At 65.2% G+C, this 25,744-nt stretch carries 27 protein-coding genes; 11 read left to right on the top strand and 16 right to left on the bottom strand.

The annotated features are described in order from the left end of the window. The gene (locus ACZ9CK_RS18120) at positions 1–588 is read left to right on the top strand and encodes a hypothetical protein (protein ID WP_476050684.1); all 588 of its coding nucleotides are present in this window, start codon (positions 1–3) and stop codon (positions 586–588) included. A 77-nt stretch (positions 589–665) separates the two neighbouring features. Next, positions 666–1,031 (top strand): hypothetical protein, encoded by a 366-nt coding sequence (locus ACZ9CK_RS18115; RefSeq protein WP_476050683.1) that lies wholly within the window; start codon positions 666–668, stop codon positions 1,029–1,031. Between the two features lie 34 nt (positions 1,032–1,065). Here the strand turns inward: ACZ9CK_RS18115 and ACZ9CK_RS18110 are convergent, their stop codons facing one another. Continuing rightward, positions 1,066–1,608, bottom strand: a complete 543-nt coding sequence (locus ACZ9CK_RS18110; RefSeq protein WP_426301001.1) for a CGNR zinc finger domain-containing protein — start codon at positions 1,606–1,608, stop codon at positions 1,066–1,068. A 106-nt stretch (positions 1,609–1,714) separates the two neighbouring features. Here ACZ9CK_RS18110 and ACZ9CK_RS18105 point away from each other — a divergent pair, with 106 nt between their 5' ends. Further along, complete coding sequence (locus ACZ9CK_RS18105) at positions 1,715–2,716, top strand: EamA family transporter (RefSeq protein WP_476050929.1); 1,002 nt, start codon at positions 1,715–1,717, stop codon at positions 2,714–2,716. Positions 2,717–2,833: 117 nt separating this feature from the next. Here ACZ9CK_RS18105 and ACZ9CK_RS18100 read toward each other — a convergent pair whose 3' ends face one another. The 3 genes from ACZ9CK_RS18100 to ACZ9CK_RS18090 form a co-directional block, all read right to left on the bottom strand. Further along, on the bottom strand, positions 2,834–3,100 hold the full coding sequence (locus ACZ9CK_RS18100) for a WXG100 family type VII secretion target (protein ID WP_426300989.1): 267 nt from the start codon (positions 3,098–3,100) through the stop codon (positions 2,834–2,836). 132 nt (positions 3,101–3,232) lie between these two features. Continuing rightward, on the bottom strand, positions 3,233–3,556 hold the full coding sequence (locus ACZ9CK_RS18095; RefSeq protein WP_476050682.1) for a branched-chain amino acid transporter permease: 324 nt from the start codon (positions 3,554–3,556) through the stop codon (positions 3,233–3,235). Then, positions 3,549–4,271 (bottom strand): AzlC family ABC transporter permease, encoded by a 723-nt coding sequence (locus tag ACZ9CK_RS18090; RefSeq protein WP_476050681.1) that lies wholly within the window; start codon positions 4,269–4,271, stop codon positions 3,549–3,551. The genes ACZ9CK_RS18095 and ACZ9CK_RS18090 overlap by 8 nt, the downstream gene beginning before the upstream one ends. Positions 4,272–4,360: 89 nt before the next feature. On the opposite strand from ACZ9CK_RS18090, the gene ACZ9CK_RS18085 reads away from it, so the two are divergent. Then, positions 4,361–4,807: an Lrp/AsnC family transcriptional regulator gene (locus ACZ9CK_RS18085; RefSeq protein ID WP_476050680.1), complete on the top strand. Its 447-nt coding sequence runs from the start codon at positions 4,361–4,363 to the stop codon at positions 4,805–4,807. 92 nt (positions 4,808–4,899) lie between these two features. Here the strand turns inward: ACZ9CK_RS18085 and ACZ9CK_RS18080 are convergent, their stop codons facing one another. Continuing rightward, positions 4,900–5,223: a hypothetical protein gene (locus ACZ9CK_RS18080; RefSeq protein WP_426300993.1), complete on the bottom strand. Its 324-nt coding sequence runs from the start codon at positions 5,221–5,223 to the stop codon at positions 4,900–4,902. Between the two features lie 416 nt (positions 5,224–5,639). On the opposite strand from ACZ9CK_RS18080, the gene ACZ9CK_RS18075 reads away from it, so the two are divergent. After that, a complete protein-coding gene (locus tag ACZ9CK_RS18075; protein ID WP_426300991.1) occupies positions 5,640–5,927 on the top strand; it encodes a DUF2277 domain-containing protein in 288 nt (95 codons plus the stop codon). 80 nt (positions 5,928–6,007) lie between these two features. Here ACZ9CK_RS18075 and ACZ9CK_RS18070 read toward each other — a convergent pair whose 3' ends face one another. The 7 genes from ACZ9CK_RS18070 to ACZ9CK_RS18040 form a co-directional block, all read right to left on the bottom strand. Then, positions 6,008–6,274 carry a WXG100 family type VII secretion target gene (locus ACZ9CK_RS18070; RefSeq protein ID WP_426300989.1) on the bottom strand — a complete coding sequence of 89 codons (267 nt, stop codon included), beginning with the start codon at positions 6,272–6,274 and terminating at the stop codon, positions 6,008–6,010. Positions 6,275–6,431: 157 nt separating this feature from the next. Further along, the gene (locus tag ACZ9CK_RS18065) at positions 6,432–8,849 is read right to left on the bottom strand and encodes a heavy metal translocating P-type ATPase (RefSeq protein ID WP_476050679.1); all 2,418 of its coding nucleotides are present in this window, start codon (positions 8,847–8,849) and stop codon (positions 6,432–6,434) included. Positions 8,850–8,858: 9 nt separating this feature from the next. Continuing rightward, a complete protein-coding gene (locus ACZ9CK_RS18060; RefSeq protein ID WP_426300985.1) occupies positions 8,859–9,101 on the bottom strand; it encodes a heavy-metal-associated domain-containing protein in 243 nt (80 codons plus the stop codon). Positions 9,102–9,150: 49 nt separating this feature from the next. After that, positions 9,151–9,519, bottom strand: a complete 369-nt coding sequence (locus ACZ9CK_RS18055; RefSeq protein WP_426300983.1) for a metal-sensitive transcriptional regulator — start codon at positions 9,517–9,519, stop codon at positions 9,151–9,153. Between the two features lie 253 nt (positions 9,520–9,772). Beyond that, positions 9,773–12,364, bottom strand: coding sequence for a GH32 C-terminal domain-containing protein (locus tag ACZ9CK_RS18050; protein WP_476050678.1), 2,592 nt, complete (start codon positions 12,362–12,364; stop codon positions 9,773–9,775). 204 nt (positions 12,365–12,568) lie between these two features. Then, positions 12,569–13,774: a NosD domain-containing protein gene (locus tag ACZ9CK_RS18045; protein ID WP_476050677.1), complete on the bottom strand. Its 1,206-nt coding sequence runs from the start codon at positions 13,772–13,774 to the stop codon at positions 12,569–12,571. Between the two features lie 60 nt (positions 13,775–13,834). Further along, on the bottom strand, positions 13,835–14,032 hold the full coding sequence (locus ACZ9CK_RS18040) for a hypothetical protein (protein ID WP_426300977.1): 198 nt from the start codon (positions 14,030–14,032) through the stop codon (positions 13,835–13,837). Between the two features lie 273 nt (positions 14,033–14,305). Here ACZ9CK_RS18040 and ACZ9CK_RS18035 point away from each other — a divergent pair, with 273 nt between their 5' ends. The 6 genes from ACZ9CK_RS18035 (at position 14,306) to ACZ9CK_RS18010 (ending at position 21,723) form a co-directional block, all read left to right on the top strand. Beyond that, positions 14,306–15,586 (top strand): ABC transporter substrate-binding protein, encoded by a 1,281-nt coding sequence (locus ACZ9CK_RS18035; protein ID WP_426300975.1) that lies wholly within the window; start codon positions 14,306–14,308, stop codon positions 15,584–15,586. A gap of 94 nt (positions 15,587–15,680) precedes the next feature. Further along, on the top strand, positions 15,681–16,568 hold the full coding sequence (locus ACZ9CK_RS18030) for a carbohydrate ABC transporter permease (RefSeq protein WP_426300973.1): 888 nt from the start codon (positions 15,681–15,683) through the stop codon (positions 16,566–16,568). Then, on the top strand, positions 16,568–17,575 hold the full coding sequence (locus ACZ9CK_RS18025; protein WP_476050676.1) for a carbohydrate ABC transporter permease: 1,008 nt from the start codon (positions 16,568–16,570) through the stop codon (positions 17,573–17,575). The genes ACZ9CK_RS18030 and ACZ9CK_RS18025 overlap by 1 nt, the downstream gene beginning before the upstream one ends. A gap of 86 nt (positions 17,576–17,661) precedes the next feature. Then, on the top strand, positions 17,662–18,714 hold the full coding sequence (locus ACZ9CK_RS18020) for a LacI family DNA-binding transcriptional regulator (protein WP_426300969.1): 1,053 nt from the start codon (positions 17,662–17,664) through the stop codon (positions 18,712–18,714). A 40-nt stretch (positions 18,715–18,754) separates the two neighbouring features. Beyond that, positions 18,755–20,332, top strand: a complete 1,578-nt coding sequence (locus ACZ9CK_RS18015; RefSeq protein ID WP_476050675.1) for a glycoside hydrolase family 32 protein — start codon at positions 18,755–18,757, stop codon at positions 20,330–20,332. Between the two features lie 23 nt (positions 20,333–20,355). Beyond that, positions 20,356–21,723, top strand: coding sequence for a right-handed parallel beta-helix repeat-containing protein (locus tag ACZ9CK_RS18010; RefSeq protein ID WP_426300965.1), 1,368 nt, complete (start codon positions 20,356–20,358; stop codon positions 21,721–21,723). Between the two features lie 60 nt (positions 21,724–21,783). Here ACZ9CK_RS18010 and ACZ9CK_RS18005 read toward each other — a convergent pair whose 3' ends face one another. The 4 genes from ACZ9CK_RS18005 to ACZ9CK_RS17990 are packed head-to-tail and all read right to left on the bottom strand — an operon-like array spanning position 21,784 to position 25,657. Then, entirely contained in the window at positions 21,784–22,983 is a 1,200-nt protein-coding gene (locus ACZ9CK_RS18005) for an NAD(P)/FAD-dependent oxidoreductase (protein WP_476050674.1), read from the bottom strand. A gap of 57 nt (positions 22,984–23,040) precedes the next feature. Then, positions 23,041–24,087: a Gfo/Idh/MocA family protein gene (locus ACZ9CK_RS18000; protein WP_476050673.1), complete on the bottom strand. Its 1,047-nt coding sequence runs from the start codon at positions 24,085–24,087 to the stop codon at positions 23,041–23,043. Continuing rightward, positions 24,087–24,872, bottom strand: a complete 786-nt coding sequence (locus ACZ9CK_RS17995; RefSeq protein ID WP_426300959.1) for an amino acid ABC transporter ATP-binding protein — start codon at positions 24,870–24,872, stop codon at positions 24,087–24,089. The genes ACZ9CK_RS18000 and ACZ9CK_RS17995 overlap by 1 nt, the downstream gene beginning before the upstream one ends. Further along, positions 24,869–25,657, bottom strand: coding sequence for an amino acid ABC transporter permease (locus ACZ9CK_RS17990; protein ID WP_426300957.1), 789 nt, complete (start codon positions 25,655–25,657; stop codon positions 24,869–24,871). The genes ACZ9CK_RS17995 and ACZ9CK_RS17990 overlap by 4 nt, the downstream gene beginning before the upstream one ends. Between the last annotated feature and the right edge of the window lie 87 nt (positions 25,658–25,744).

Raw genomic sequence — 25,744 nt, 5'->3', positions numbered from 1 at the left:
GTGACTTCCCCCTCCTCGTCAGCATCTGTCCCTTCCTGGCTCTCCGGCTCCGATGATGCCGCGCCGTGGAAGCCGGTGCTGCTGCGCGCCGCAATCGCCCTCGTTTTCGGGGTGCTGACGGTGTTCTGGGGGGCTCCCTCCGTGCAGGTCCTCGCCTGGGCGCTCGGACTGTACCTGCTGGCGACGGCATTTGCCGTGCTGCGCAGCGGAAGCGCTCCGCTTGGCCTGGTAGCTGTCGTAGCGCTTGGCGGCGTGGGAGCCCTGCTCCTCCAGTCCGACGCCGGTGCCGCGTTGTCCGCCTCCTTCGCCCTCCTGGTGCTCGGCCTGTGGGAACTGCTGCAGGGGCTGCGCGAGCGCGGACGCCAGGTGCTGGCGCGCGACTGGCTGATCTCCGGCGTCGTCGGTGTTGGGACGGCGGCCCTGCTGCCCTTCTTCATCGGTCTCGGAGCGCACGCACTGCTTGGCGTAGCCGGCGGCGGCGCCATCATTTCAGGCGTCCTGTGGATGCTCTCCGGGCTGAGCCTGCGGCATGACGCCGGCGGCCGCGGGAACGGTGGGCACGGCGTGCCCGCCGAGGACGTAAACTAGTTACCGTACCTTCTACTTTCTGTAGAACTCTTGAGGCGCGCGAGGCGCCGGCACCACGGCACCATTGGAGGACAACCTTGGCAGACCAGAAACCAGGAGAGCCGCGCAAGATGCGGACCTCGGTGAAGGGGCCGCTGATGTTTTCCGCATTCTGGGGCGTGCTGGTCTTCTTCGCCGTGCTGATCTTCGCCTCGGGCGGCAGCGGCCATTCGCCGCGCTTCGACCTCGCCTTCACCGGCGGCGGCATCGCCTTCATCGTCAGCCTGGTCATGGCTGCGATGCTCTCCATGAGCTACAAGGAAAACGCCGAGCACCTGGGCAAGGGCTCCGGCGTCAACCTGACCTCCCGCAGGCCCGGCAGCCACGGCGGCGCCGTTCCCGGCCCCGCGTCTTCCGGCCCCGCCCCGGAAAAGCCCGAGACCCCGGAGCCCGGGAACAACTGACGCAACGCCGGCGTGTCCTGCGCGCCGGATGGTCCTAGGCGCTCGCGCGGCGCGCCCGGTACGCGGCCACATGCGCCCGGTTGGCGCAGTTTCCCGTGTCGCAGTAGAGCTTGGAGCGGTTCCGGCTCAGGTCCAGCACCACGGCGTCGCAATCCTCCGCGGCGCAGACCCGCATGCGCTCGCTCTCCTTGCTGCGGATTACGTCCACTAGTGCCATGGCCGCCTCGGTGCCCATACGGTCCACGAGCGGCGCATCCGGCGTGGTTGCGTGCAAGTGCCAGTCCCAGTGATCGTGCTTTACCAGCTGGGGGAGTGCCTTCGCCTTCACCAGCAACTGGTTGATCGCCTGGACCGCGGTGTCCTCATCCGCTGTCCACAACGCTGCGAGTTCCCCGCGGAGCCGCTTGACGCTCTCCAATTCCTGTTCCGTTCCCGCCCGCACGCCGGAGAATTCCTCGGCGTCCAGGAAGGCATCCAGGTCCTCCGGAGAAACCAGTTCCTCGCCGCCGTTGGCAGCGGTGTTGATCAAATTTACGACGGCGCGCAGGGCCACCTCAGTGTCAGGTGCAAAAAGCACTTTGACTCCTTACTTGCTCGGGCGTATTGTCAGGAGCGTAACCCATTTTACTCCTGACAGGAGGCGTGCTGTGTCAGCTGCCAAGGGCCAGGGCGCGGCGGGCTTCATGGCCTCCGGCCTGGGCGTTGCGCTCTTCTCCTCCGCGGTCTTCGGGCTGTCCGGCTCTTTCGCGAAATCCCTCCTGGAGACGGGCTGGACGCCGGGTTCCGCCGTCGCGGTCCGCCTCAGCGGCGCGGCGCTGGTCCTGGCGGTGCCCGCCGTCGTCGCACTTCGCGGGCGCTGGCACCAGCTCAAGGAAAACTGGCTCACCATCATGCTGTTCGGCCTGATCGGCGTGGCCGGCTGCCAGCTCTTCTACTTCAACGCCGTGGCGCGGCTGTCCGTGGGTGTTGCCCTGCTGCTTGAATACCTCGCACCCACCATGATCGTTCTCTGGCTCTGGGCGGCCACCCGGCGCCGCCCGCGGGCGCTGACTTCGATCGGCACCCTGCTGTCCCTGGGCGGCCTGGTCTTCGTGCTCGACCTCACCGGCGCAGTCAAGGTGGATTTCGTGGGTGTGCTCTGGGGCATGGCCGCGGCGGTCTGCCTGGTGATCTACTTCTTCATCACGGCCAAACAGAACGACGGCCTCCCGCCGCTGGTCCTCGCCGCCGGCGGGCTGCTGGCCGGTGCGATCGTCATGTGGGCCGCCGCGGCCTTCGGCCTGCTGCCGATGTCCTTCAGTACCGCGGACACCCACCTTGGCCCGTGGAGCACTCCGTGGTGGGTTTCGGTCGCCGGCCTGGTTCTGCTGTCCACCGTGCTGTCCTACGTCACCGGCATCATGGCTGCCCGCAGCCTCGGTTCCAAGGTGGCGTCCTTCATTTCGCTCACCGAGGTGCTGTTCGCCGTCGTCTGGGCCTGGCTGCTGCTGTCCGAGCTGCCGAGCCCCATCCAGCTCCTGGGCGGCGCTCTGATCATCTTCGGCGTGGTGCTGGTGCGCGTGGACGAACTCCGCGCCGAGCGCCTGGACGTTTCCGTGCCCGGCCACGCCGAGCCGTGCGCGGAGCTTGACCACGCGAACGACGTCGAACCCGTGCCTTCGGTGCGGACGGTCCCGGAACATTAACCGCCAGGAGTAACGGTTCCGTTAGGCGCCGGCTTAAACGCAGATGACCCCCTCAAATTTGAGGGGGTCATCTGTGTTTCGCCCGGTGTGTTGGGTCCTGAGAGAGGATCCGAAGGGCTAGCCGTTGGAGGCCTGTTCCTGCTCGTTGGCGTTCTTGGTGGCCTTCTTGCCGGCTTCGTCCAGGGCCTGGGCGACCTTCTGGAGGGCGGTCATGTGCTGGGACTGCCATTCGTTGCGGAACTTGTCGGCGTCCGGGCCCTTCCAGTCGGTGCTGTGCAGGACCTTGTTCAGGGTGTTGCGCTGCTGCTCGATTTCGTTCGAGCCGGCGCTGAGCTTGCTGCCGAGGGTCTTGAGTTGCTGTACATCTGCGCCCCACATGGCCATGGTGTTTCTCCTTAGGAATTCGCGGATCCGAACTCTTCGGCATCCCCAATACCTAGAACCTATCCCGGTCCCGCGAGGGGTGTCGATGGGCACGCCTCCCCATGAAGAGATCCCATGCGCGTTCGGCGCGCGTCAGAGGTTCACCAGGGCGACAAAAACGAGCGTTCCCAGCCCCACGCTGAGGAGGGTCCGCCGTCGTCCGAGTAGATGGGCCGCAACGGTGACCGTCACCGCAACCACGGCGGGAAGCAACGCACCGGAAGCCGCCGGGACCGTGGTGCGCAGGGTCGAGGCGGCGAGGATGCCCAGGATTCCCACCGGCATCCAGAGCGAGAGCTTCCGCACCAGTCCGGAGTTCCTCAGGGGATTCAAGGCCGCGAACGGCAGCGCCCGCAACCCGAAGGTGATGGCGAAAGTGATCCCGAGGACGGCAAGGAGGTAGGAGGTTTCAGGCATCGGATCCCCGGCGACTGAGGGCGAAACGGACGATGAGCAGGGCGAGGAACAGCAGCAGGCCCAGGAAAAGCGAGCCATCCGGAGCCAGCACGACGGCGGCAGCGAAGCTTGTTGCCCCGAGCAGCAGTGAGGGGAGCTGCTCGCGGCTCCGGGCGGCGTCGAGCGTCAGCGTCACGAACAGGGCGCACAGCGCGAATTCAAGTCCCTCGATCCGTCCCGGAAGCAACGACGAAATGCCCACCCCCACCAGGCCGCCCAGCACCCAATAGGACTGGAAAGCCATCTGCATGCTGATCAGGCGCCAGCTGTTCCAGCGGTCATTGGAGGCGGCGGTGACCGCATAGGCCTCATCGATCATGGCGTACATCGAATACGCCTTGGCGAAGGGATGCTTCACCGCGTGCAGCGGGAAGGAGAAGCTGTAGAAGACGTGGCGGAAATTCACCAGGAGTGTGGTCAGGGCGATGGTGGCCAGCGGAGTCGCCGTTACGATCATGCCAACGAGCAGCAGTTCCAGGGAGCCGGCGAATGCAGCCGTCGAGAGAGCTGGTGCCACCCACCAGGGCAGCCCGGCCTGGACAACCAGCAGGCCGAAGGCGATTCCCAGCGGGAACATGCCAAGGCCAGCGGCAAGGGAGCTGCGCAGGCCCTTGGCGGCTTCCCGGCGTCGGGAGAAAACAGGTGGAGCGGAGGGCTCCGCATCAATCAGGTTCACGCTTTACATGGTGCCCGGAAACGCCAGGCAGCCGATTGCAAAGATTGCCCTCGCCGTGGGCTTCGGAGCAATATATCAGCATGGATTCGATGGACCGGGCAATAATCAATGAACTCGTGCGGGACGGCCGCATTCCCAGCGTGGAGCTTGCCGAGCGCGTCCACCTGACGCCGGGCCCCTGCCTGCGCCGGGTGCAGCGGCTGGAGCAGGAGAAAGTGATCCGTGGATACCGCGCTGTGGTGGATCCGGCTGCGCTGGACCGGGGCTTCGAAGTGATTCTCGACGTCGAACTCACCGTTTTCGACCGAGAGACCGTCTACGCCTTCGAGGAAGCGCTGGCGGCGATGGATGAAGTGGTGGAACTGCACCGGCTCTTCGGCTCGCCGGACTACTTCGTGCGGGTGGCCGTCAAGGACCTGCCGGCCTACGAATCCTTCCTGACCGAACGGGTCATGAGCCTTCCTGGCCTGCAGAAGGTCTCGTCCCGCTTCACCATGAAGACGATCAAGTCGGCGGATTCCGGAACTAAAGCATGAAGGCCCGATCCCGTTAGGGACCAGGCCTTCATGCCAAGGAGCGGCAATTGCCGGCCCCCCTGCTTCCCTCTTTGCGGAGGGAAATCTCCCGATCAGCTCGTCGGGGTGCTGGAGACGCAACCGTTGGCGATGAAATCTTCCGCTCCGGGGCCCCAGTTCAGGCCGTCGAAATGTCCGCTTGTGTTGGGCAGGGCCCAATCGAAGGGCGGAATGACATCTTCGAAGTCCTGGTGGTTCTGGTGTCCAGCCACGACAGCTATCTCATCGGTGGTGATGACCACGAAGGGGTTGTTCTCGCTGTGTGTTGCGTGACAGTAGGTGACTTGGTGGTCCGGCGGCGGCGAAGCCATCGCCGAAGGTGCAATGCCCAACAGGACGAGTCCGGCCACAGCGCCGGCAGCCCATAGTTTTTTCATGTTCGTTGTTCCTCAATCCAGGTTCTGAACCATGTTTCACTATCCACAGGCCGCGGCTGCCTAATCACGGACTGCCCGGTCTGTACGTACTGGCCGGCACGTTCAGCAATAAATCCCGTCGTTGGATACGTGGCGCAAATGGCACCCCCGCTTTACCGTCTCCACCGTCCAGCCTTTCGAGACGCGGCATTCCTGATGAATACCAGCACGCCAAGTGCGCGCTGCTTGAAGGATAGGCGTGCGGTACTTCGGGGCACCCGAGTAGCCGGTACTTGTCTTTTCCGTGGATTTCCGGCTCAATTCTTCATATCCCCGGCATTGTGTACTCGAATTCCGTTGCATAGGCCGCGCCGGGAATTGCGTGCGGCGCCTTTCCGGGGCTGCCCAATGCCGGCGGTGCGGCTTAGCATGAAGCCATGTGCCGCAACATCCATACCCTCCACAATTTTGAACCGCGTGCCACCTCAGCCGAAGTGGAAGCCGCCGCGTTGCAGTACGTGCGCAAGATCAGCGGAAGCACCAAACCGTCCAAGGCCAACGAAGCCGCGTTCGACGAGGCGGTGCACCAGATAGCGCACATCACGCAGCACCTGCTCGACTCCCTGGTGAGCCACGGTCCCGCCAAGAGCCGTGAAGAGGAAGCCGCCAAGGCCAGGGCCCGCGCTGCGATCCGCTTCGGCACCGCTTCCAATACACCGGCTTAAACGTGGATGACCCCCTCAAATTTGAGGGGGTCATCTGTGTTTCGCCCGGTGTGTTGGGTCCTGAGAGAGGATCCGAAGGGCTAGCCGTTGGAGGCCTGTTCCTGCTCGTTGGCGTTCTTGGTGGCCTTCTTGCCGGCTTCGTCCAGGGCCTGGGCGACCTTCTGGAGGGCGGTCATGTGCTGGGACTGCCATTCGTTGCGGAACTTGTCGGCGTCCGGGCCCTTCCAGTCGGTGCTGTGCAGGACCTTGTTCAGGGTGTTGCGCTGCTGCTCGATTTCGTTCGAGCCGGCGCTGAGCTTGCTGCCGAGGGTCTTGAGTTGCTGTACATCTGCGCCCCACATGGCCATGGTGTTTCTCCTTAGGAATTCGCGGATCCGAACTCTTCGGCATCCCCAATACCTAGAACCTATCCCGGTCCCGCGAGGGGTGTCGATGGGCACGCCTCCCCATGAAGAGATCCCCATGAAGAGTTCCCCCATCGACACCCGGGCCGACTCCGGCTGGCTACTTGCCGAAGCCGCGCAGCCTCAGGGAGTTGGCCACCACCAGCACGGAGCTGGCTGCCATCGCGGCGCCGGCGATCATCGGGTTCAGCAGCCCCAGGGCCGCCACCGGAATGCCCACCGCGTTGTAGAAGAACGCCCAGAACAGGTTGGTCTTGATCGTCGCCAGGGTCTTCCTCGACAATTCGATCGCCTGCACCAGCTGCCCCAGCTCGCTGCCCATCACGGTCAGGTCCGAAGCCTCGATTGCCACGTCCGTCCCCGAGCCCATCGCGATGCCCAGGTCCGCCTGCGCCAGGGCCGCGGCGTCGTTCACACCGTCACCGGCCATCGCCACCGTGGCGCCCTCGGCCTGCAGCCGGCGGACGGCGTCCACCTTGCCTTCAGGTAGCACGCCGGCGAACACGTCCTCCGGTGCGATCCCGACGGCGTCCGCCACCTGGGCTGCCACCGCGGCGTTGTCGCCGGTAAGCAGCATCGGCCTGATGCCCAGTTCCTTCAGCTGCGCGATCGCCGCCGCGGAGCCGTCCTTGACAGTGTCCCGCAAGGCCACGATCCCGGCCGCAGTGCCGTCGACGGCCACCCAGATCGCGGTGGCGCCGCCGGCTTCCGAGTCCGCCAGCGCCTTGCGCTGCGCTTCGTCAGGGACGATCCCGTTCGTTTCCAGCCAGCCGGAGCGGCCCACGACGACGGTACGCGGGGTGCCGTTTGACGTCACCGTTCCGCGGACTCCGCCGCCGGGCGCGGAACTGAAGTCCGACACCGCGGGCAGGCTTCCGCCGTCGGGCAGTGCATCCTTGGCGGCTGCGGCAATCGCGTGCGCAATCGGGTGCTCCGAGGCAGCCTCCACCGCGCCCGCCAGGGCGAGGACCTCCGCGTCGCGGTACCCGTTCAGTGCGCCGCTGTTGAAGGGTATGGTCCCATCCACGGCCAGCTTTCCGCTGGTCACCGTGCCGGTCTTGTCCAGCAGGATGGTGTCCACGGTGCGGGTGTCCTCCAGGACCTGCGGGCCCTTGATGAGGATCCCCAGCTGCGCGCCGCGCCCGGTGCCGGTCAGCAGGCCCACCGGCGTCGCCAGCCCGAGGGCGCAGGGGCATGCGATCACCAGGACCGCGACGGCGGCAGTAAAGGACGCGTTCAGCTCCCCGGTGGCCAGGAACCAGGCCAGGAAGGTCAGCATCGCGAGGACCAGCACCACCGGCACGAACACCGCGCTGATGCGGTCGGCGAGCCTGGCGATCGGCGCCTTGCCGGTCTGCGCCTGGCTGACCAGCCGGCCCATTTGGGCCAGCGTCGTCTCCGAACCCACCCGGGTAGCCCGCACCAGCAGCCGGCCCGAGGTGTTGATGGTGGCGCCCGTGACCGGGCTGTCCGGGCCGACCTCCACCGGGACGGACTCTCCCGTCAGAAGTGAGGCGTCGACGGCGGACGCGCCTTCCGTGACCACGCCGTCGGTGGCGATCTTCTCGCCCGGGCGGACCACGAACACATCGCCGACACTGAGCTCGTCCGCCGGGATCTTGTGCTCGACGCCGTTGCGCAGCACCGTGGCGTCCTTCGAGCCGAGGCTCAGCAGGGCCTTGAGGGCGTCGCCGGCCTTGGCCTTGGCGTTCGCCTCAAGGTAGCGGCCCAGCAGCAGGAAGGTGGTGACCACGGCGGCGACCTCGAAGTACAGGCCACCGCCCATGCCCGCCATGGCTTCCATGCCCGGGTGCTCGGTCATCCGCGGGTTCGCGAACAACTGCCACGCCGAGTACAGGTAGGCCGCCAGCACGCCGATCGAAACCAACGTGTCCATGGTGGAGGCGAAGTGCCGGGCGTTGATCGCAGCGGCCCGGTGGAACGGCCACGCCGCCCAGCTCACCACCGGCAACGCCAGAACGGCCGCAACCCAGCCCCAGTTCGCGAACTGCAGCGCCGGGATCATGGAGATCGCGAACACCGGCACGGTCAGCACGGCAGCGGCAATCAGCCGCGGGCGCAGGGTCTTGGCGCCGGGCCCGTGGTGCATGTGGTCGCCTGCCGCGGCGCTGTGGCCGCCGTGCTGTTCGTTGTCAACGGCGGTGTGGTCGCCTGCTGCGACGCCGCCAGGGACATGCTCTGCGTGCTCGCTGGTGGCGTGACCGCCGTGCTGCGTGTGCTCGTGTTCAACAGCGTGGTGCTCGTGGGCGCCAGGCTGGGATTTGAGGTAGGCCTTGTAGCCCGTGGCGTTGACCGTGTCCAGAACCTGCTGGTCCGTGATGTCCGCCGGGACCGTAACGCTGGCGGATTCGAGGGGGAGGTTCACGGAGGCTTCGACGCCGTCCAGCTTGCCGAGCTTCCGCTCCACCCGGGCCACGCATGATGCGCAGGTCATGCCCTCGATATCCAGTTCGATGATGCGGGTACCTTGCTGATGGAGTAGTTCCTGGTTCCCCACGATGCCCCCCTATGCGTCGTTGGCCACTACCAGGTAGCCGGCCTCGGCAACGGCTTCGCCGATCTCCGAAGGGGAGAGCTCCTGGTTGGAAGTGATGGTCACTGTCGAGATGCCGCCCGCGTTCAGGTCGATCGCCACGGACTTCACGCCGTCGAGGGCTTCGATTTCCTCGCTGACCGCAGAAACGCAGTGCCCGCAGGTCATGCCCGAAACGCTGACGTTGGTCTGGATGGTGGCGCTGTTCTGTCCCATGGCGTGCTCCTTGGTGGTGAGTTGGATGGTGTGGTGAGAGTTCGCGGGATTACCGCAGCAGGCGCCCGATGGCATCCGTGGCCTCCTTGACCTTGAAGTTGACGATTTCCGCACGGGACTCGGGGTCCGGCTCCGAGGCGGCTCCCACCACGCAATGCCCGATGTGCTCTTCCAGCAGGCCGAGGCTGACGGCGTGCAGCGCCTTGTTGACGGCGGCGACCTGGGTGAGGATGTCGATGCAGTACTTGTCCTCGTCAACCATGCGGGCGATGCCGCGGACCTGTCCTTCGATCCGTTTCAGCCTGCGCAGGTAGGAGTCCTTGTTCGAGGTGTAGCCGTGCTGGGCATGCGGCTCTTCGGGGGTGTCCGAAACAGGGGCAACGCCGGCCGGGGTGGTGAGGGGGTCTACCGTGCTCATGTCACCAATGTATACCCCCCGGGGGTACTTGGCAAGTACCCCCGGGGGGTATCTTTGCCGGGTGGTGCAACGCCCCGTCATTGATGTGGCCGACGCCGGAACCAGCTGCCGCCGCCGGGCACCCTGACACTGGACCGCCAATCAGGCGGTTCCCGCACGGTTAGACGGGGCCACCATCCAACTGTGCGGGAACCATCGATCCGGAGGGTTCAGGCTGCCCGGAAGCCGATGAACCGCCGGGGTCCTCAGGGCCTCAGCCACCCCACATTGCCGGGTACAGAGGCGTCACCGTCAGGCTTTCAAGCCGGGCGGTCCCTCCCTCGGAGAAGAGCGAGATGCTGTTGGCGCCGGCACCCGGGAAGACCTGGTCCGTGATGGTTGCCAGGCCGTCCTGGGCAAAGAGTTCCACGGACGCCCGGTCAACATAAAGGCGCATGCGTAGACGGCCGTCGATCAGTTCCACACGAGCGTCCTCCACCGAACTGAAGGCCGGGTGGAAGTCTTCATTGCCGGAATTGCTTCTGTCGATGGAAAGCCGTTGCGTGGACGGGGCGTAGCCGACCCTGGTTGATTCACTGGAATTTCCAAGCACCTTCAAGCCGAAGGATGACGCCGTTCCGGGAGAAAACTCTGCGTCAATCTGGACCGTGTCACCTGTGATGGGCAGGGTGCTCGTTCCCGGCTGGATGTCCTGCCCGGTGGAAATGGTGTACGCCGCGGAGGTGTTCTTGAGCGCGTCCGCCTGGGATACCACCTGCTGCTGCAGCCGCGGACCGGTAGCAGTCTGGGTCAGGACGACTTCGCGGGGCAGGGCCATGGTTCCCCGCCATGTGGTGGTGGGGGTGTCCTGGCCGTAGTCCCAGTTGTTCATCCAGCCCAGCATGATGCGCTTCCCGCCTGGGGCATCATTGAAGGACACCGTGGCGTAGTAGTCCCTTCCCCAGTCCAGCCAGTCATGGGGCTCCAAGCGGGAAGTGTCCGAGGAAACGAACTCGTCCGCCAGGATGTGCCCCCAGCCGCCGCGGTTGTTGTCAACGATCCTGATGGTGGCCTGGCTGCCCTTGAAGGCGCTGACGTCCCACGCGGTCCATGCCAGGTGTTCGGTGTTAGCGCCGCTTGCGGTCCGGACTGTTTGGCCGTTGACCACCAGGTTCACCGTGGTTTCGCTGCTCCGGACTTTTGCCGGCTCGGATCCGAGCACCATGTTGTCCAGGGTCAGGTGCCCCCACGGGCCCGTCGCGTTGTCCACGATCCGGATGCGGGCGATCTGGCCGTACCAAGGGGAAACGTCCCAGTTCTTCCAGTTCAGGTCCCCCGAATTGGTGCCGCTCGTGCTGCGGACCGGCACGCCGCCCACCAGCAGTTCCACCTGGAGTTGCCCGTCGTTCCGTTCGCCGCCGCCCAAAAGGAAGCCGATGTTGGTGTTGGTCAGGTAGAACTCGGGGGACGTGATGGTGCCGACGTTGTTGTCCTGGTACGGGCCGCCCTCGAAGGTGTTGATCCGTTTTCCGAGGGCGAATTCACCGCCCGACGTCGAGGGGTTCAATGCCGCCTGGAAGTCGCCGGTGAGCTGCCAGCCAGCCTGCGTGAGCGTTCCGGGGTAGTCGAAGCCGTCGAACAGCAAGTACCCGGGAGGCGCCTGGTTGCCCGACTGCTGGCCGGGCCCCTGCGGGTGCTTCCCGCCGCCCACCAGGAAGTTGAGGTAGTCCTTGTCCACGGTGAAGGGTGCCGATTCCATGGTGCCCACGGGGTCGTCTCCATCATGGAAACCGTTCACCAGTCCGGCCCCGATGTTGCCTGCCACCGGCATCTGTCCTGCGAGGCTTCCGGCGGCGGGGACGCTTCCCCACGGACCGGCGCTGTTGGAAGGATCGTTCTGGACGTTCCACCCGCTGTAGTTGCCGTTGTTGAAGCCGGCAAGGGCGCTGCCGGACGGTAGCTGGTCCGCTGGATCGATGTTCTCGGCGGTGAACGCTGTCCCGTTGAAGTCGCCCACAAAATACTGGCCGCCACTGCCGCCGGCCACTGCGCCCGGATTGATGTTCACGGCGAGGACCCACTTGATGTTGTTGGGGTTGCCGTCGACAGCCAAGGGAAAGAGGTCCGGGCATTCCCATTGCCCGCCGAAGGCATTTGCCGGCCCGAAGTCGTCCAGGTAGACCCAGTCCTTCAGGTTGGTGCTCTTGTAGAAGAGAACCCGGTGCTCATCGGCCTCGACGGCGGCCATCACCCAATAGTCCGGTCCGGACGGGTTGTCGTACCAGAAGACCTTGGGGTCGCGAAAGCCGGAACTGTTCCTGTTGAGGACGGGGTTGTTGCCGTACTTGGTCCAGGTCTGCCCGTCGTCGAGGCTATAGGCCAGTGATTGCGCCTGCTTGCCGGCGAGAGTGGGGTGGGCGCCGGTGTAATTGCTCGTGTACACGGCAACCAGCGGAGGGCTCTGCCGGGATCCGAAACCACTGGTGTTCTGGGTGTCCACCACCACGGACCCGGAAAAGATCTCTTCAACCACCTGTGTTCCGCTGAAGCCGCGGGAGATAGCGAGTGGCTGCTCCTGCCAGTGGATGAGATCCGTGGACGAAGCATGGCCCCAGCTCATGTCCCCCCAGCGGGTCCCATTGGGGTTGTATTGGTAGTACATGTGGTACTTGCCGTTGTGGTAAACGAGTCCGTTGGGATCGTTCATCCAGTTCTTTTCCGGCGTGTAATGCAGGTAGGGCCGGTATTGCTGAGTCGCCGGATCGGGATCGGTGGCGAGGGCAGCATTCGGGGCTATGGCGAAAGAGGCGGCGGTGAGGGCCACAGCCGTTCCTAGTGAAAGCAGTGCTTTGGTGCGTCTGGTCATCGTTGACAGACCTTTCAAGAGTGCTTGCCTTGCAATACAGCGGACGCGGAGTAGATCGGACGCGCAGTAGATCGAACGCGCAGTAGTTTGAACGCGCAGTAGATCGAGCGCGCAGTACCGCGAACGACGACGACGGACGTCACCTAAGGGGGCGGCGTCCGCCGTCGTCGTTGTTTTGGCCGCCAAGCGGCCGCGCCAGGAGCCCTACGGCGTCGCCCTGAACGAGTAGCTGCTCTGGTAGGGCTCGAACTGGGCCTGGCTGCCGCTGTCCAGGACCTTGGTTCCGGTGGTCGCGGAATCCAGCACGACGGTCTTGACCGCGGTGGCGGAAACCGTGTTGTTCGCGGCGATGTAGTTGTTGTTCCCGGACGCCACCAGGATGATCGTGGGCGTGGCGCCGGTGGGCGTGACCGAAGCAGAGGGCACATCGAAGCTGAAGTGGTTGCCCGTGACGGTGTTGTTGCCGCCCTCGAGGTGTACCAGGCCGAAGAGCTCGTCGAGCCCGTTGTTGTACTGCATCAGCGGACCGAACTTCTCGGTCTCGCGGAAGAAGTGGTTGGCGCCGATGAGGTTTTCCGTGCAGACGCCTTCGAAGTACACCATGCCCGGGTAGTAGCCGTGCAGCCGGTTGGCGCTGATCGAGGAGCGCGTGACGTTCTTGAAGTGCACCATGCTCTTGCCGCGGGGGAAGACGTTGTTGCCCGAGACGAGCAGGCCGTAGTGGCCTTCGGCGAAGATCGAGAAGCCCACGTAGCCGGCGCCGATCAGGTTGTCCGTCACCTTGGAGGCCTGGCCGGAGCCGATCAGCTTCACGCAGGTGCCGTTCTCCGCAAGGAAGTTCCCGCTGACGCTGAGGGCATCGGCGTCCCTGACCACCAGGCCGTGCTCCAGGTAGACCATGCCCATGCCTTCGACGCGGCAGGAATCGTTGGCCGAATCGAAGAGGATGCCGGTCTTGCCGTTGACGTAGGAATTCTGGTTGCTTCCAAAGGAAACGCCGTCCAGGCAGAAGTTCTCGAACACCACGGCGCTCAGGCGCGGGTCGCCGGTGCGGTAGACCCGGAATGCCTCGCTGTTGCCGTCCGTGTTCTCCACGCGCACGCGGCTGCCGCCGGGGTTGATCTCGTGCCAGCTGGAGGTGTTGCCGGCGTTGTACCGGATGCTCAGCGAGGTGAAGCCGTGGCCCGAACCGCGGATGGTCAGGTAGCTGATGTCCACGTTGACGCGGGTCTTGAGGGAGTAGTCTCCGGGCGGAATGTAGACCACGGCGCCGGGCTTGGAGGCCTGGCCGGTCTGCTGGCTCTTGATGTCGGCAATGATGCTGTTGATGATCAGCCCGATGTCGTTGTAGGGCGTGGCCGAGGGATTGCCCGGTACGGACCAGGTGGTGACGTCATAAACGGTGGTCAAAGCTTGTTCTCCTCACATCGTTGGGGGACTGGCAGTACTGCTCTTAGGCGGCGCCGATTCTTAGAGGACGCCGATCAGGTGGCGGTGCCCGGTGCCCGACGGCGGGAGCCCGGCGCCGGGAGCCGGATGCTGTTCCGGCGGGGCCGCGTTGGCTGGACTGCCGAATGCTGTCATTGCGACGGCGGAGCCCGCTGCGGCTGCCGTGGCCAGGAAGGCGCGCAGCACGTTCCGGCGGCTGATGTCCGGGATGGGGTTCATCTGTTCTCCCTTGAACTGGTGTTTCCGGTGACGGCTTTCCGGGTGCGGCCAAAATTTGCCAAAACGGTTTTTCGCCGCTCGATGACCTTAGGGCCGCGCAAACCTTTGCGTCAAGGATGAAAGTCATTGCGACGGCTGCCAAAACAATTTTCCTTGTGACCCTTGACACGTCCGGCGAAGACGCTTACGGTTTTGCCAAGTCGTTTTGGCAAAACGATTCTTCACCCCGATCAATCTCGCCATTTCCGTTCGAGAGAAAGTGAGTCGACAGCGATGTCCACTCGAAAGACCATCAGCAGGTTCGCCGTCATTGGCGGCATTTGCACCGCCGTCGCACTTGCGGCAACCGGGTGCGGCGCAGGGGGCCCGTCGTCCACGGGTGGCGCCGCCAACAGCACCGTGAACGTCCTTGTCGAGGCCGGCGGCCACGCCGAACTCACCGGCGTCGCCGAACAGTGCAAGAAGGACGCCGGCGTCAACGTCAACTTCGTCGAACTGCCCTACGACGGCATGTTCAACCGCCTTTCCAGCGAATTCTCCTCCGGCAACGTCTCCTTCGACGTCGCGGCCCTGGACTCCGTCTGGCTGCCGAGCTTCAAGGACGCCGTCCAGCCCATCGACGAACTCTTCACCGACGAGGCCAAGAAGGACATCTTCCCGGCACTGGTCAAGGAAGCGAACGTGGACGGCCACTTCATCGGCATGCCGGCCTGGACCAACGCGGAGATCATCCTCTACCGCAAGGACCTCTTTGAGGACCCCAAGAACAAGGCCGACTTCAAGGCCAAGTACGGCTACGAACTGGCCGCTCCCACCACCTGGAAGCAATACCAGGACATCTCCGCCTTCTTCACCCGCGACGGCATGTACGGCACGGATGTGAAGGGCGCCGTCGAAACCGAATGGCTGGCACACGTGCTGCAGGCCGGCTCCCCGATGGTCCTGGACGCCGACGGCAAGGTGATCGTCGACAACGCAGCCCACAAGGAAGCCCTGGACTTCTACACCAGCCTGGTGAAGTCCGCCCCGTCCGGCGCCGCGCAGGTCGACTGGGCCGCGGCGCAGAACCTGTTCAACCAGGGCAAGACGGCCATGACCCGCTTCTGGGCCCACGCTTACCGCCAGATCCCCAAGGATTCCCCGGTGGCCGGCAAGGTGGGCGCCGCGGCGATGATCGGCGGCAGCGCCGGCGTCGCGGGTGTTCCCGGCCCGTGGTATCTCTCCGTTCCCAAGGCCACCAAGAACACCGAGGCGGCCAAGAAGTTCGTGAAGTGCGCCTACGACTACAACAGCATGGGCATCGAATCCAGCCTGGGCCTGGCCGCACGCATTTCAGCCTTCGAGAAGTACCAGGACAAGCCAGGCTACGAGAGCTTCAAGCCGCTGATCGAAACGCTCAACGGCAAGGCCACCGCCACCCGCCCGGCGACCGCCAAGTGGCAGCAGATCGTGGACACTGTCCTCATTCCCACCCTGCAGAAGGCAGTAGCCGGCGGTGACTCCGCCGCCCTCCTCGCTGACGCCAAGAAGCAGATCGAGGCACTCCTCAAGTAAGACTCCGCGGCCGGCACCTGCCCATGCAGGCGCCGCCAAAGCGGCACCGCCAGTGCGGTGCCGGCCGTGGCTCCAACCAGCGGAAGAGAAAACCGTGCGTATCTCCGATCGCCGCTTCGCATTGTTCCTGATGACCCCTGCGGCGCTTTTCCTGGCAGTATTTGTGGCCTACCCGTTGTTTCGCCTCGTGGCGGACAGCTTCTTCAAGATCTCGCCGATTGCCGGAGGCCCGCGGGACTTCGTCGGCTTCGAGAACTACTTCCGGGCCTTCGCGTCCGAGGCGTTCATGGGTGCGGGCTGGCGGACCCTGGCCTACACGGCTGTAGTGGTCACCCTCGAATTCGCGCTCGGCCTCGGCATGGCCCTGCTGTTCACCACTTTGGGCCGCAAGTCCCAGGTATGGCGGACCGTCTTCCTGTACCCGCTCATGATCGCCCCGATCGTGGCAGGCCTGCTGTGGAAGTTCCTGATGATCGACAACTTCGGCCTCATCGGCACCCTCCTGCACCAGGCGGGCATCCTCAACGACCCCAACCAGATCGGCTGGCTCTCCGACCCGGACATCGTGCTGTTCTCGGTGGCCATCCCGGACATCTGGCTGACCACCTCCTTCATGTGCCTGGTCCTCTTCGCGGGGCTCCAGAACATCCCGGGCGATCTCATCGAGGCCGCGAGGCTGGACGGTGCACGCGCACCGGCCCTGTTGTTCCGGATCATCCTCCCGCTCCTTCGGCCTGTGATCGCCGTAGCCCTGGTGGTCCGCGGCATCGACGCCGCCCGGGCCTTTGACACCATCCTTATCCAGACCAACGGCGGGCCCCAGTCCGCTTCCGAGACCATGAGCCTGCTGATTTACCGCACCATGATCCGCTTCGGCGATCCCGGCCTGGCAAGCGCGATGGGCACCATCTACCTGCTGGCAATGCTCGGCGTCGCATTCTTCGCCGTCGCCACCATCTGGCGGCCAGGAAAGGACAACTGATGCGCACTGTGGACTCCAGTCCCCGCGGTCACGCCGCCGACGGCGCGGCCAACCGCCCCCAGCAGGCCGGCGTCGTGCTTCCGCTCGCCTCAGCCGTGCAGACCGAACGCCGCGGGGAACCGCTGGCGGCCCCGGCCGTCCGTAAACCGCGGCGCCGCCGGCACCACGCGGAAGGGCTCGAAGCCGGCAAGCGCAGCACCCGGGCGCTGCTGTGGATCCTGCTCGCGGTAGCCATGGTCCTCTACGGCTTCCCGTTCCTCTACCTGCTGTTCACGTCCTTCAAGACGCCGATCGATACCATCGCGGTCCCGCCCACCATCCTTCCCAAGGAATGGACGCTGGAGAACTACGCCAACGCCCTGGGCCGGAACGGAGTGCTGGCCTCGTTCATCAACAGCGCCCAGACCGCGGTGATCAGCACCCTCCTGTCCCTGGTGCTGGCGGTCCCGGCGGCCTACGGGATCACGCGGTACAAGACCCCCAGCGGTCGCGTGTTCATCATGGCCGCGCTGGTCACCCGGATGGTGCCGCCGGTGGCCATCGGCATCCCGCTGGCCGGCATGATGTCCTCGGTGGGGCTGGCGGATACTCCGATTGCGCTCTCGATCGCGCACACCACCATTTCCTTGCCGCTCTCGATCTGGCTGATGTCCAGCTTCTTCGAGGCCGTGCCCCGGGACCTGGAGGAAGCTGCGACCGTGGACGGCTGCAGCAGGCTCGGGGCCCTGTGGCGGGTGGTGATCCCCGTGGTCTCCGGCGGCATCGCGGTCACCGCGATCTTCGCCTTCCTGGCGTCCTGGAACGAGTTCCTCTTCGCACTCCTGATGACGGCGATCCGCTCCCAGACAACGCCCGTGGTGATCGCGAACTTCCAGACCCAGTTCGGCCTGGACTGGGGGTCGATGACCGCGCTCGCGGCGGTCTACTCGATCCCGGTCATCCTCCTGACGCTTCTCCTGCAGCGCAAGATCGTCGCAGGCATGACGCTCGGGGCAGTCAAGGGCTAGCGCCGTCAAGGGCTGGACCACCATCAACCAGTAGCCTACTGGTAGCCCCCAGGGGCATCACCGAACCATAAGGACGTGGGAGACAGATGAGCAACAAGAACATCGGTATCAAGGACGTGGCCACCGCCGCCGGCGTCTCGGTGACAACTGTCTCCCACGTCCTCAACGATGTTTCCTACGCGCGGATCAGCCCCGAAACCAGGGACAAGGTCCGGGCCATTGCGGAGCAACTGGGCTACGGCCCCAACCGCCTTGCCCAGGCCCTTCGCACCCAGAGGACCGGCATGCTGGGTCTGGTCAGCGAGGATATCGCCACCACCCCCCACGCCGGCCGGATCATCCTCGGCGCTGACGAGGCCGCCAAAGCCCGGGGGTACAACCTCATGATCATCAATACCCCCGGCTCAGCCAGCCTCGAATCCCGGCAGGCCGACGTCCAGGCACTCCTGGAACGCCGGGTGGACGGAATCCTCTACGCCACCATGTACCACCGCAACGTGGAGCTGCCGGCCAACCTCGGCAGCGTGCCTTCCGTCCTGGTCGACTCGGTTGCTACCGGCGGAAACATCACAGCCGTGATCCCTGACGAAGAAGGTGGTGCACGCGCCGCCGTGGGCGCGCTCCTCGAAGCGGGCCACACCCGGGTGGGCTTCATCAACAACACCGATGATGTCCCCGCAACCCATCAGCGGCTCCAGGCCTTCCGGGCCACGCTGACAGAAGCTGGGCTCGACGGCGACGCGGCACCTGTCGAGTCCGAGGTCTCCGAGGTGCAAGGCGGCTATGAAGCGGCCCGGCGGATCCTGGCGCGCGAGGACCGCGCCGACATGCCTACGGCATTGTTCTGCTACAACGACCGGATGGCGATGGGAGCCTACCGCGCCGCTGCGGAGTTGGGACTCGCCATCCCCGCAGACCTCTCGGTGGTCGGCTTCGATGACCAGGAACTGATCGCCGCCAACCTTTATCCGAGCCTCACCACCGTTGCCCTGCCTCATTACGAGATGGGTGCCTGGGCCACCGAGCACCTGATTGACGCCATCGAGGGGAAGACCGACCTTACCCTCATGGCACTCCACCCGACCATTCTGAGCTGCCCCCTCGTGCGCCGCGATTCCATCGCGGCTCCCCGGCCGTAGGCAGCCAGCCCCTTCCACTTCCCAATAGGAACGCCCAGACATGACCAGTCGCCTTGATGCCGCACGCCCGGAAACAACCCCGGCCGGAACCTCCAGGTTCCGGCCTGCCATCCACTTCACGGCAAGGGATACCTGGCTGAACGATCCCAACGGCCTGGTCTTCTACGACGGCCTGTACCACCTCTTCTACCAGAACAACCCGTACGGCAACGTCTGGGGCAACATGTCCTGGGGCCACGCCACCTCCCGTGATTTGCTGCACTGGACGGAACACCCTGTTGCCATTGCCTGCGACGAGACGGAGGACGTCTTTTCAGGGAGTGTCGTTGTCGACCACGGCAACACCTCCGGTTTCGGCACGGCGGGCGCACCTGCCCTCGTAGCCATTTACACCAGTTCCTTCAAGGCCCCCTCCGAACACAGCGGCACGCAGGCCCAGTCCCTGGCCTACAGCACGGACGCGGGAATGACGTGGCGGAAATACGAAGCAAACCCCATCCTCACCAGGAACTCCGCGAACTTCCGCGACCCCAAAGTCTTCCGCTACCAAGGGGAGCAAGGTGCCTGCTGGGTCATGGTCGCCGTCGAAGCGCAGCAGCAAAAGGTGGTCTTCTATCGTTCGGACGACCTCAAATCCTGGGACTTTCTGAGCGACTTCGGCCCGGCCAACGCCGATGCCGGCGAATGGGAGTGCCCCGATCTCTTTCCCCTGGCGGTGGACGGGGACCCGGACACCATCAAATGGGTGCTGATCGTCAACATCAACCCCGGCGCCGTGGCAGGCGGTTCCGGCGGCCAGTACTTCATCGGGCACTTCGACGGCGCCCGGTTCCTTCCGGACGCCGGTTCCCTTGCGGCGCCGGGCGGAGTGTCCGCCATCGCCGATCCGGAGGCAGCCGCTGCCGCCTTGCGGCAATGCCTATGGCTGGACTGGGGGCGCGACTGCTACGCCTCGGTATCCTTTAGCAACGCCCCGGATGACCGTCGCATCATCATCGGCTGGATGAACAACTGGGACTATGCCAACGAGCTCCCGACCGACCCCTGGCGGTCCTCGATGACCCTCGCACGCGAAGTGCGGCTCACGGCAGTCAACGGCTCCGCGCGTCTGATCCAGCAACCGATCCTGGCCGGCCCCGGTGCACGAGCAGGGCAGTCCGCGGAAGTCATGAACGCAGACGCCTTTGAGCTGCGCAATTCAGCCCTCCGATTGCCGGATGCGGTACCCGGCAGCGCCCAAATCATCGAGGCGGAGATACTGCCCGGAAGCGCCGAACGCCTTGATTTCCGACTCTTCGGAAGCAGCGAGGGGAGCATGGGCACCACCCTGAGCTACGACACAAGCAGCGCGCAGCTCACCCTTGACCGCAGTCAGTCAGGAAACACCTCCTTCCACGGGAAATTCGCTTCGGCCGAGTCGGCACCGGTTGACCTTGAAAACGGTGTGCTCAAGCTGCTTATCGTGGTGGACCACTGCTCGGTCGAAGTATTCGTCCAGGGCGGCAGGGTGGTCCTGACTGATCTCGTCTTCCCCGATGCCGGAAACCAGGAGAACTGGCTATCGGCCGAGGGAGGCTCGGCAACAATACTGAAGCTCGCCGTCTCAACGCTCAGCTAACCGGGACACAAAGGAAAGAAGCTATGTCCAGCAACAACTACTACGACGTGACTACGTGGCCCGTCGGCAATCCGTCCGAGGACGTCGGCGAAGTCATCAACAGCATCATCGCCGACATCAAGGACCGGCAGTCCGCCACCGATGTGAACAACGGAGGAAAGCCAGGCGCGGTGATCTACCTCCCGCCAGGGGACTACCACCTCCGCACCCAAGTGGTGATCGACATCAGCTTCCTCAGGATCCAGGGCTCGGGACACGGTTTTACCTCGTCGAGCATCCGGTTCAACGTTCCCGAGGACGAATGGCCCGACTTGCATGAGTTGTGGCCCGGAGGCAGCCGCATTCTCGTCGACATTCCCCTCGGCGAAGGCGGGGAGGAATCCAAGGGCGCCGCCTTCTACGTTGAGCGAAGCGGGAGCCCGCGGATCAGCTCGGTCGAGTTCTCAAACTTCTGCATCGACGGACTGCATTTCAACCCGGATGGCTCGGGAATGCATCCGGAGAACAGCTACGTGAATGGCAAGACCGGTATCTATGTCGCGAACGCCAACGACTCCTTCCGCGTAAACGGCATGGGGTTCGTCTACCTTGAGAATGCCCTCACCATCTACCACGCGGACGCGCTTTCCATTCACGACAACTTCATCGCGGAATGCGGGAGCTGCATCGAGCTGCGCGGCTGGGGACAGGCCTCCAAGATCACCGACAACCTGGTCGGCGCAGGACCCAAGGGCCACTCGATCTACGCCGAGAACCACGGCGGGCTCCTGATCACCGCGAATAACGTCTTCCCCCGTGGTGCGAGCAGCGTCCATCTCCACGGCGTCACGCGTTCAAGCGTCACCAACAACCGTTTGCATGCGTTCTACCCCGGCATGGTGGTCCTCGCAGCAAACAGTTCGGAAAACCTCGTGGCCACGAACCACTTCCTGCGTGACCATGAGCCCTGGACGCCCTTCCTGGGAGTCGACAACGGGCTGGACGACCTCAACGGACTTCTCTGTGTCAGCGGCAGCCACAACTCCGTCGTCGGCAACCACTTCTCCGAGGTCATCGACTCGCAGAGCATCCGGCCGGCAGGTGCGACGCCTGTCATCATCCGGCTGATCGCGGGGTTCGGCAACTTCGTCTCCAACAACCACGTGGTGGCGATGGACGTTCACGCCAAGTCAAGTGACTCCTGCTTCGAGGCCCAGGTGGACGCCCTGCTGGCGACCGAGGCTTCGGACGGCCTCGCCGTTACGGCCGTCATGGTCGATCCCGAATCCGCCCGGAACACGATCCTTGATTCCGGAAGCGACGCCGAGGTTATCGCAGACAGGGCTGTTAACGCCTTCAGGGCCACGCCGACGATCGGTTTCCAGGCGGCACAGGACTTGGGGCCCAGGTAACCGCCCAGGCCCGGTGAGGACGACGGCGGACTTGACCCGTCCGCCGTCGTCCTTGGCTGGCTACTGGTGTACCGGCGCCCAGGCGCCTGTGCTGATGGGCCCAGCGGAGCCCGTGCCGACAGCCTCCGGTGCCGCCGCAGCGTCGAAGCGGTCGAGACGGAAGGTCTTCAGCACCGGCGAAGGCGCCCCGGTGAGGATCTCTTCGGCGAGGAGTTCCCCGAGGATCAGCCCGAGGGTCGCTCCCGAGTGGGTGAACACAGTGTGGAGGCCAGCGATCGCAGGCACCGGGCCAACCACGGGTTCGCCGTCGCCCGGAATGGGCTTCAGCCCGGCGCCCACGCGCTGCGCGGTCAGCCGCGGGTTGCCGGCGAGCACCTTCGAGGCTTCATCGAGCAGGCCCTGCACCGACTCCTCGGGCACGGTGAACGACCCGTCGTCCTCGGTGACAACTGTCTGTTCGGCCCAGTCGGCGTCGAGCACAAGCCGGCCGTCGGGCATGGGCCGAACCGCAACGCGCGGAGTGTTCAGCACGGTCTTCACTTCGACATCCACCGGGTCCGTGAACAGCACGAAGGCTGCAGGCGTGGCATCCGGGACAGTCACTCCCAGGGCGGCAAGCTGGGCCGGAACAGCGCCGCCTGTGGCGAGCACCACTTCGTCGGCGGGCAACCGGGTTCCGTCGCCGAGGATCACGCCGGACGCAGCGCCATGCTGCACGTCTACCCGTACATTGCCGGCCTGTTCGATGACGCGCGCGCCGTGGGCCGTCGCTTCGGCGGCGAGCACCGGGATGAAATCGGGCATGTTCACCCAGCCTTCGCCCGGGTTGTAGATGGCACCCTCTTCGGCAACGGCGTCGGGATTTACATCGGGCGCAACGCGCGCGACGTCGGCTCGGTCCACCCAGACGGCGTCGTACCCGCCCGCGCGTTCGAAAGCGAAGGTTTCGCGGAAACTCTCACCGGGACCTGCCCATTTCAGGGCGCCGTCGAAGCGGATGTAGCCGCGGCTTTCCGGGTGGCGGGCGCTCCAGGTGCGGTAGCGGTCGATGGCAAGCATGCGCAGGTAGTGGTAGCCCGCGGAACGGGCTCCCGAAGAATTCAGCCACGCGATCGAACGGCTGGAGGCACCGTCCGCGAGCGGCCCGGCGGTTACGAGCGTCACCTGCGCACCACCCTTGGCAAGGTGTGCAGCAGTGGAGACTCCGAGGATGCCGCCGCCGATCACGGCTACGTGCTTCTTGGGGGACGTGGAGGACATGGTTCTCCCTTTCATGGTCAAAGGAATAGTGGGCGCCGCGAGGTGGCGCGGGCAGTATCAGGCGGAAAGAGCGTGGAGGCCCTCGATGACCCGCAGCACCTCAAGGGATTCGCGCGGATCGACGGGAAGTGGGCCTGTGCCGCGGACGGCGTCGGCGAGCTCGGCGTAGAAGCGGGGGTAGGCTCCGCGTTCGGCGGGTACCGGAGTGCCGGAATCGCCGACTCCGAGGATCCCCCAAGAATCCTCGGGTTCGATTCCGTACCCCGGATCGGTGGGCCGGACGCCGGCCGCGAGTTCAGCTTCCTGCAGGTCCAGTCCCCATTTCGTGTAGCCGGCGGCGGAGCCCAGCACATGGAAGCGTGCGCCGTTCCGGGCGGCCATGCCGTTCATCCACAGCCGGGAGCGGACCCCGGAATCGTGGAGCAGGGAGACGAACGCCTCGGTTTCCCCGCCGTCGGAGCGCGGGCTGTGGTTTGCCATTTCGCCGTGGCTCTCGGCAACCGGCCCGAACAATTGGATGGCCTGGTCGATCAGGTGGGCGCCAAGATCGTGCAGCAGGCCGCCGCCCTCCGCCGGGGTGGCGGAGTCGCGCCAGTTCCCGAATCCTTCCGGCCGCCACCATTCAAAGCGCGATTCGAAGCTGCGGACCTCGCCAAGCGCACCGTCCCGCACGAGCTTCCGGAGGGTGAGGAAGTCGGCGTCCCACCGGCGGTTCTGGAACACCGTCAGCTGCACGCCGGCGTCTGCCGCCAGGGACAGGAGTTCCTCGCCTTCGGCGGAGGACGGAACGAACGGCTTGTCCACCACGAGATGCAGCCCGCGGGCAATGGCCGCCGCGGCCAGTTCGAAATGGGTCGACGGCGGGGTCCCCAGGACCACCAGGTCAAGGTCCAGCGCGAACGCTTCCTCCGCCGTCGGGACAATCGTCGCGTCAGGGTAGAGTCGCGCCGCCGCGGCGGCACGCGCCGGGTCCGCCGTCACGATCGCGTCCAGCGAGTAGTCCGGATCCGCGGCGATCAGCGGGGCATGGAAGACCCTGCCGGAGACTCCGAATCCGACGACGGCGGTGCGGAGCGGTGCCGGTTCCCCAGCGCCCCCCTGCATCACAGCACCTCCGAAAGGAAGCGCTTGAGCCGTTCGCTTTGCGGGTTGTCGAAGAGCTCGGCGGGCGTGCCGGCCTCCACGACTTCGCCTTCGTCCATGAAGACCACCTGGTCCGCGACCTTGCGGGCGAAGCCCATTTCGTGCGTGACCACAAGCATGGTCATGCCGCGGCGGCCAAGGCCTGCCATGAGGTTCAGGACGCCCTTGACGAGCTCGGGGTCCAGGGCGCTGGTGGCTTCGTCGAAGAGCATCACTTCGGGTTCCATGGCCAAGGCCCGTGCAATGGCGACGCGCTGCTGCTGGCCGCCGGAGAGGTCCCGGGGGCGGTGGTCGGCGCGTTCGGCGAGGCCCACCTCGGCGAGGCGGCGGCGGGCGCGTTCCCTGGCCTCGGCCTTGGACATGCCCTTGACGCTCCAAAGAGCCAAGGCCACGTTCTCCAGGGCGGTGTGGTCCGGGAAGAGGTTGAAGTGCTGGAAGACCATACCGATACGGGCCCGCAGGATATCCGGCTTGACCTGGAGGGCGCTCTCGCCGGCCAGGATGACGTCCCCGCTCTTGGGTTCGTGCAGCCGGTTGACGCCGCGCAGCAAGGTGGACTTGCCCGAGCCGGACGGACCGATGATGCAGGTGGTGGTGCCGGGCGCCACGGTGAGGCTGACGTTGCGGAGCACCTCGATGTCTCCGTAGGCCATGGTGAGGTTCTTCAGTTCCAGGCTGGAGCCGTGGAAGGTCTCGACGGCTGTCTTGCTTGTGCCGGCGCTGGTGCTGCTGTTTGTGAGGTTCACGTGTTGCTCCCGGTAATCAGCGGCGAAGCCGCATCGAGTTCATTGACTTCCTTCAGGCCACTGGTGGGCGCGGAGGGGCGACGGCGGCCGGTCCGGAATCTGTTGTCGAAGTAGTTGACCAGGTGGGTCAAGGGCACGGTAATCACCAGGTAGAAGATGCCGGCCATGACCAGCGGCGAAAGGTTTCCGGACAGCACGGCGGCGTCCTGGCCCACGCGGAAGAGTTCGCGTTCGGAGATCAGCAGGCCCAGGAAGTAGACCAGAGAGGAGTCTTTGACGATCGCGATGAACTGGTTGACGAGGGCCGGCAGGACCCTGCGGATGCCTTGCGGGACCACCACCAGGGCCATGGATTTGGCGTAGCTCATCCCCAGCGCGCGGCAGGCTTCGCCCTGGCCCTTGTCCACGCTCTGGATGCCGGCGCGGAAGATCTCGCCGATGTAGGCGCTCGCAATCAGGCTGAGCGCGATGATCCCGAGGGGGTAGGGTGAGGGGCCGAAGATCGACTGGCTGAACCGGGCAAAGCCCTGGCCGATCAGCAGAATGGTCAGGATCGCGGGCAGGCCGCGGAAAAGGTCAGTGTAGATCCGGGCCGGAACACGCAGCCACTTGGACGGGGAGATCCCCATGACTGCGACGATCATGCCCAGCGCCATGCCGATGACGGTGGCAGCGACGGAAATAATGAGCGTGTTCAGGAGCCCGACCCCGAGGAGTTGGGGGAGGACTTCGGCCATCGCGCCGAAATCGAAGAAGGTGCGGATGATGGTGTTGAGCCAGTCCATGGTTGCTCTCAGACGTAGTTAGCTTGTGAATCCCGGGCGGACCGCACGGGGCGGTCCGCCCGGACATATGGTGGCCGGCCTAGCCGG

It is taken from the genome of Arthrobacter sp. TE26545 (genome assembly GCF_056279005.1).
This window is presented reverse-complemented; position numbering and strand designations above follow the sequence as displayed.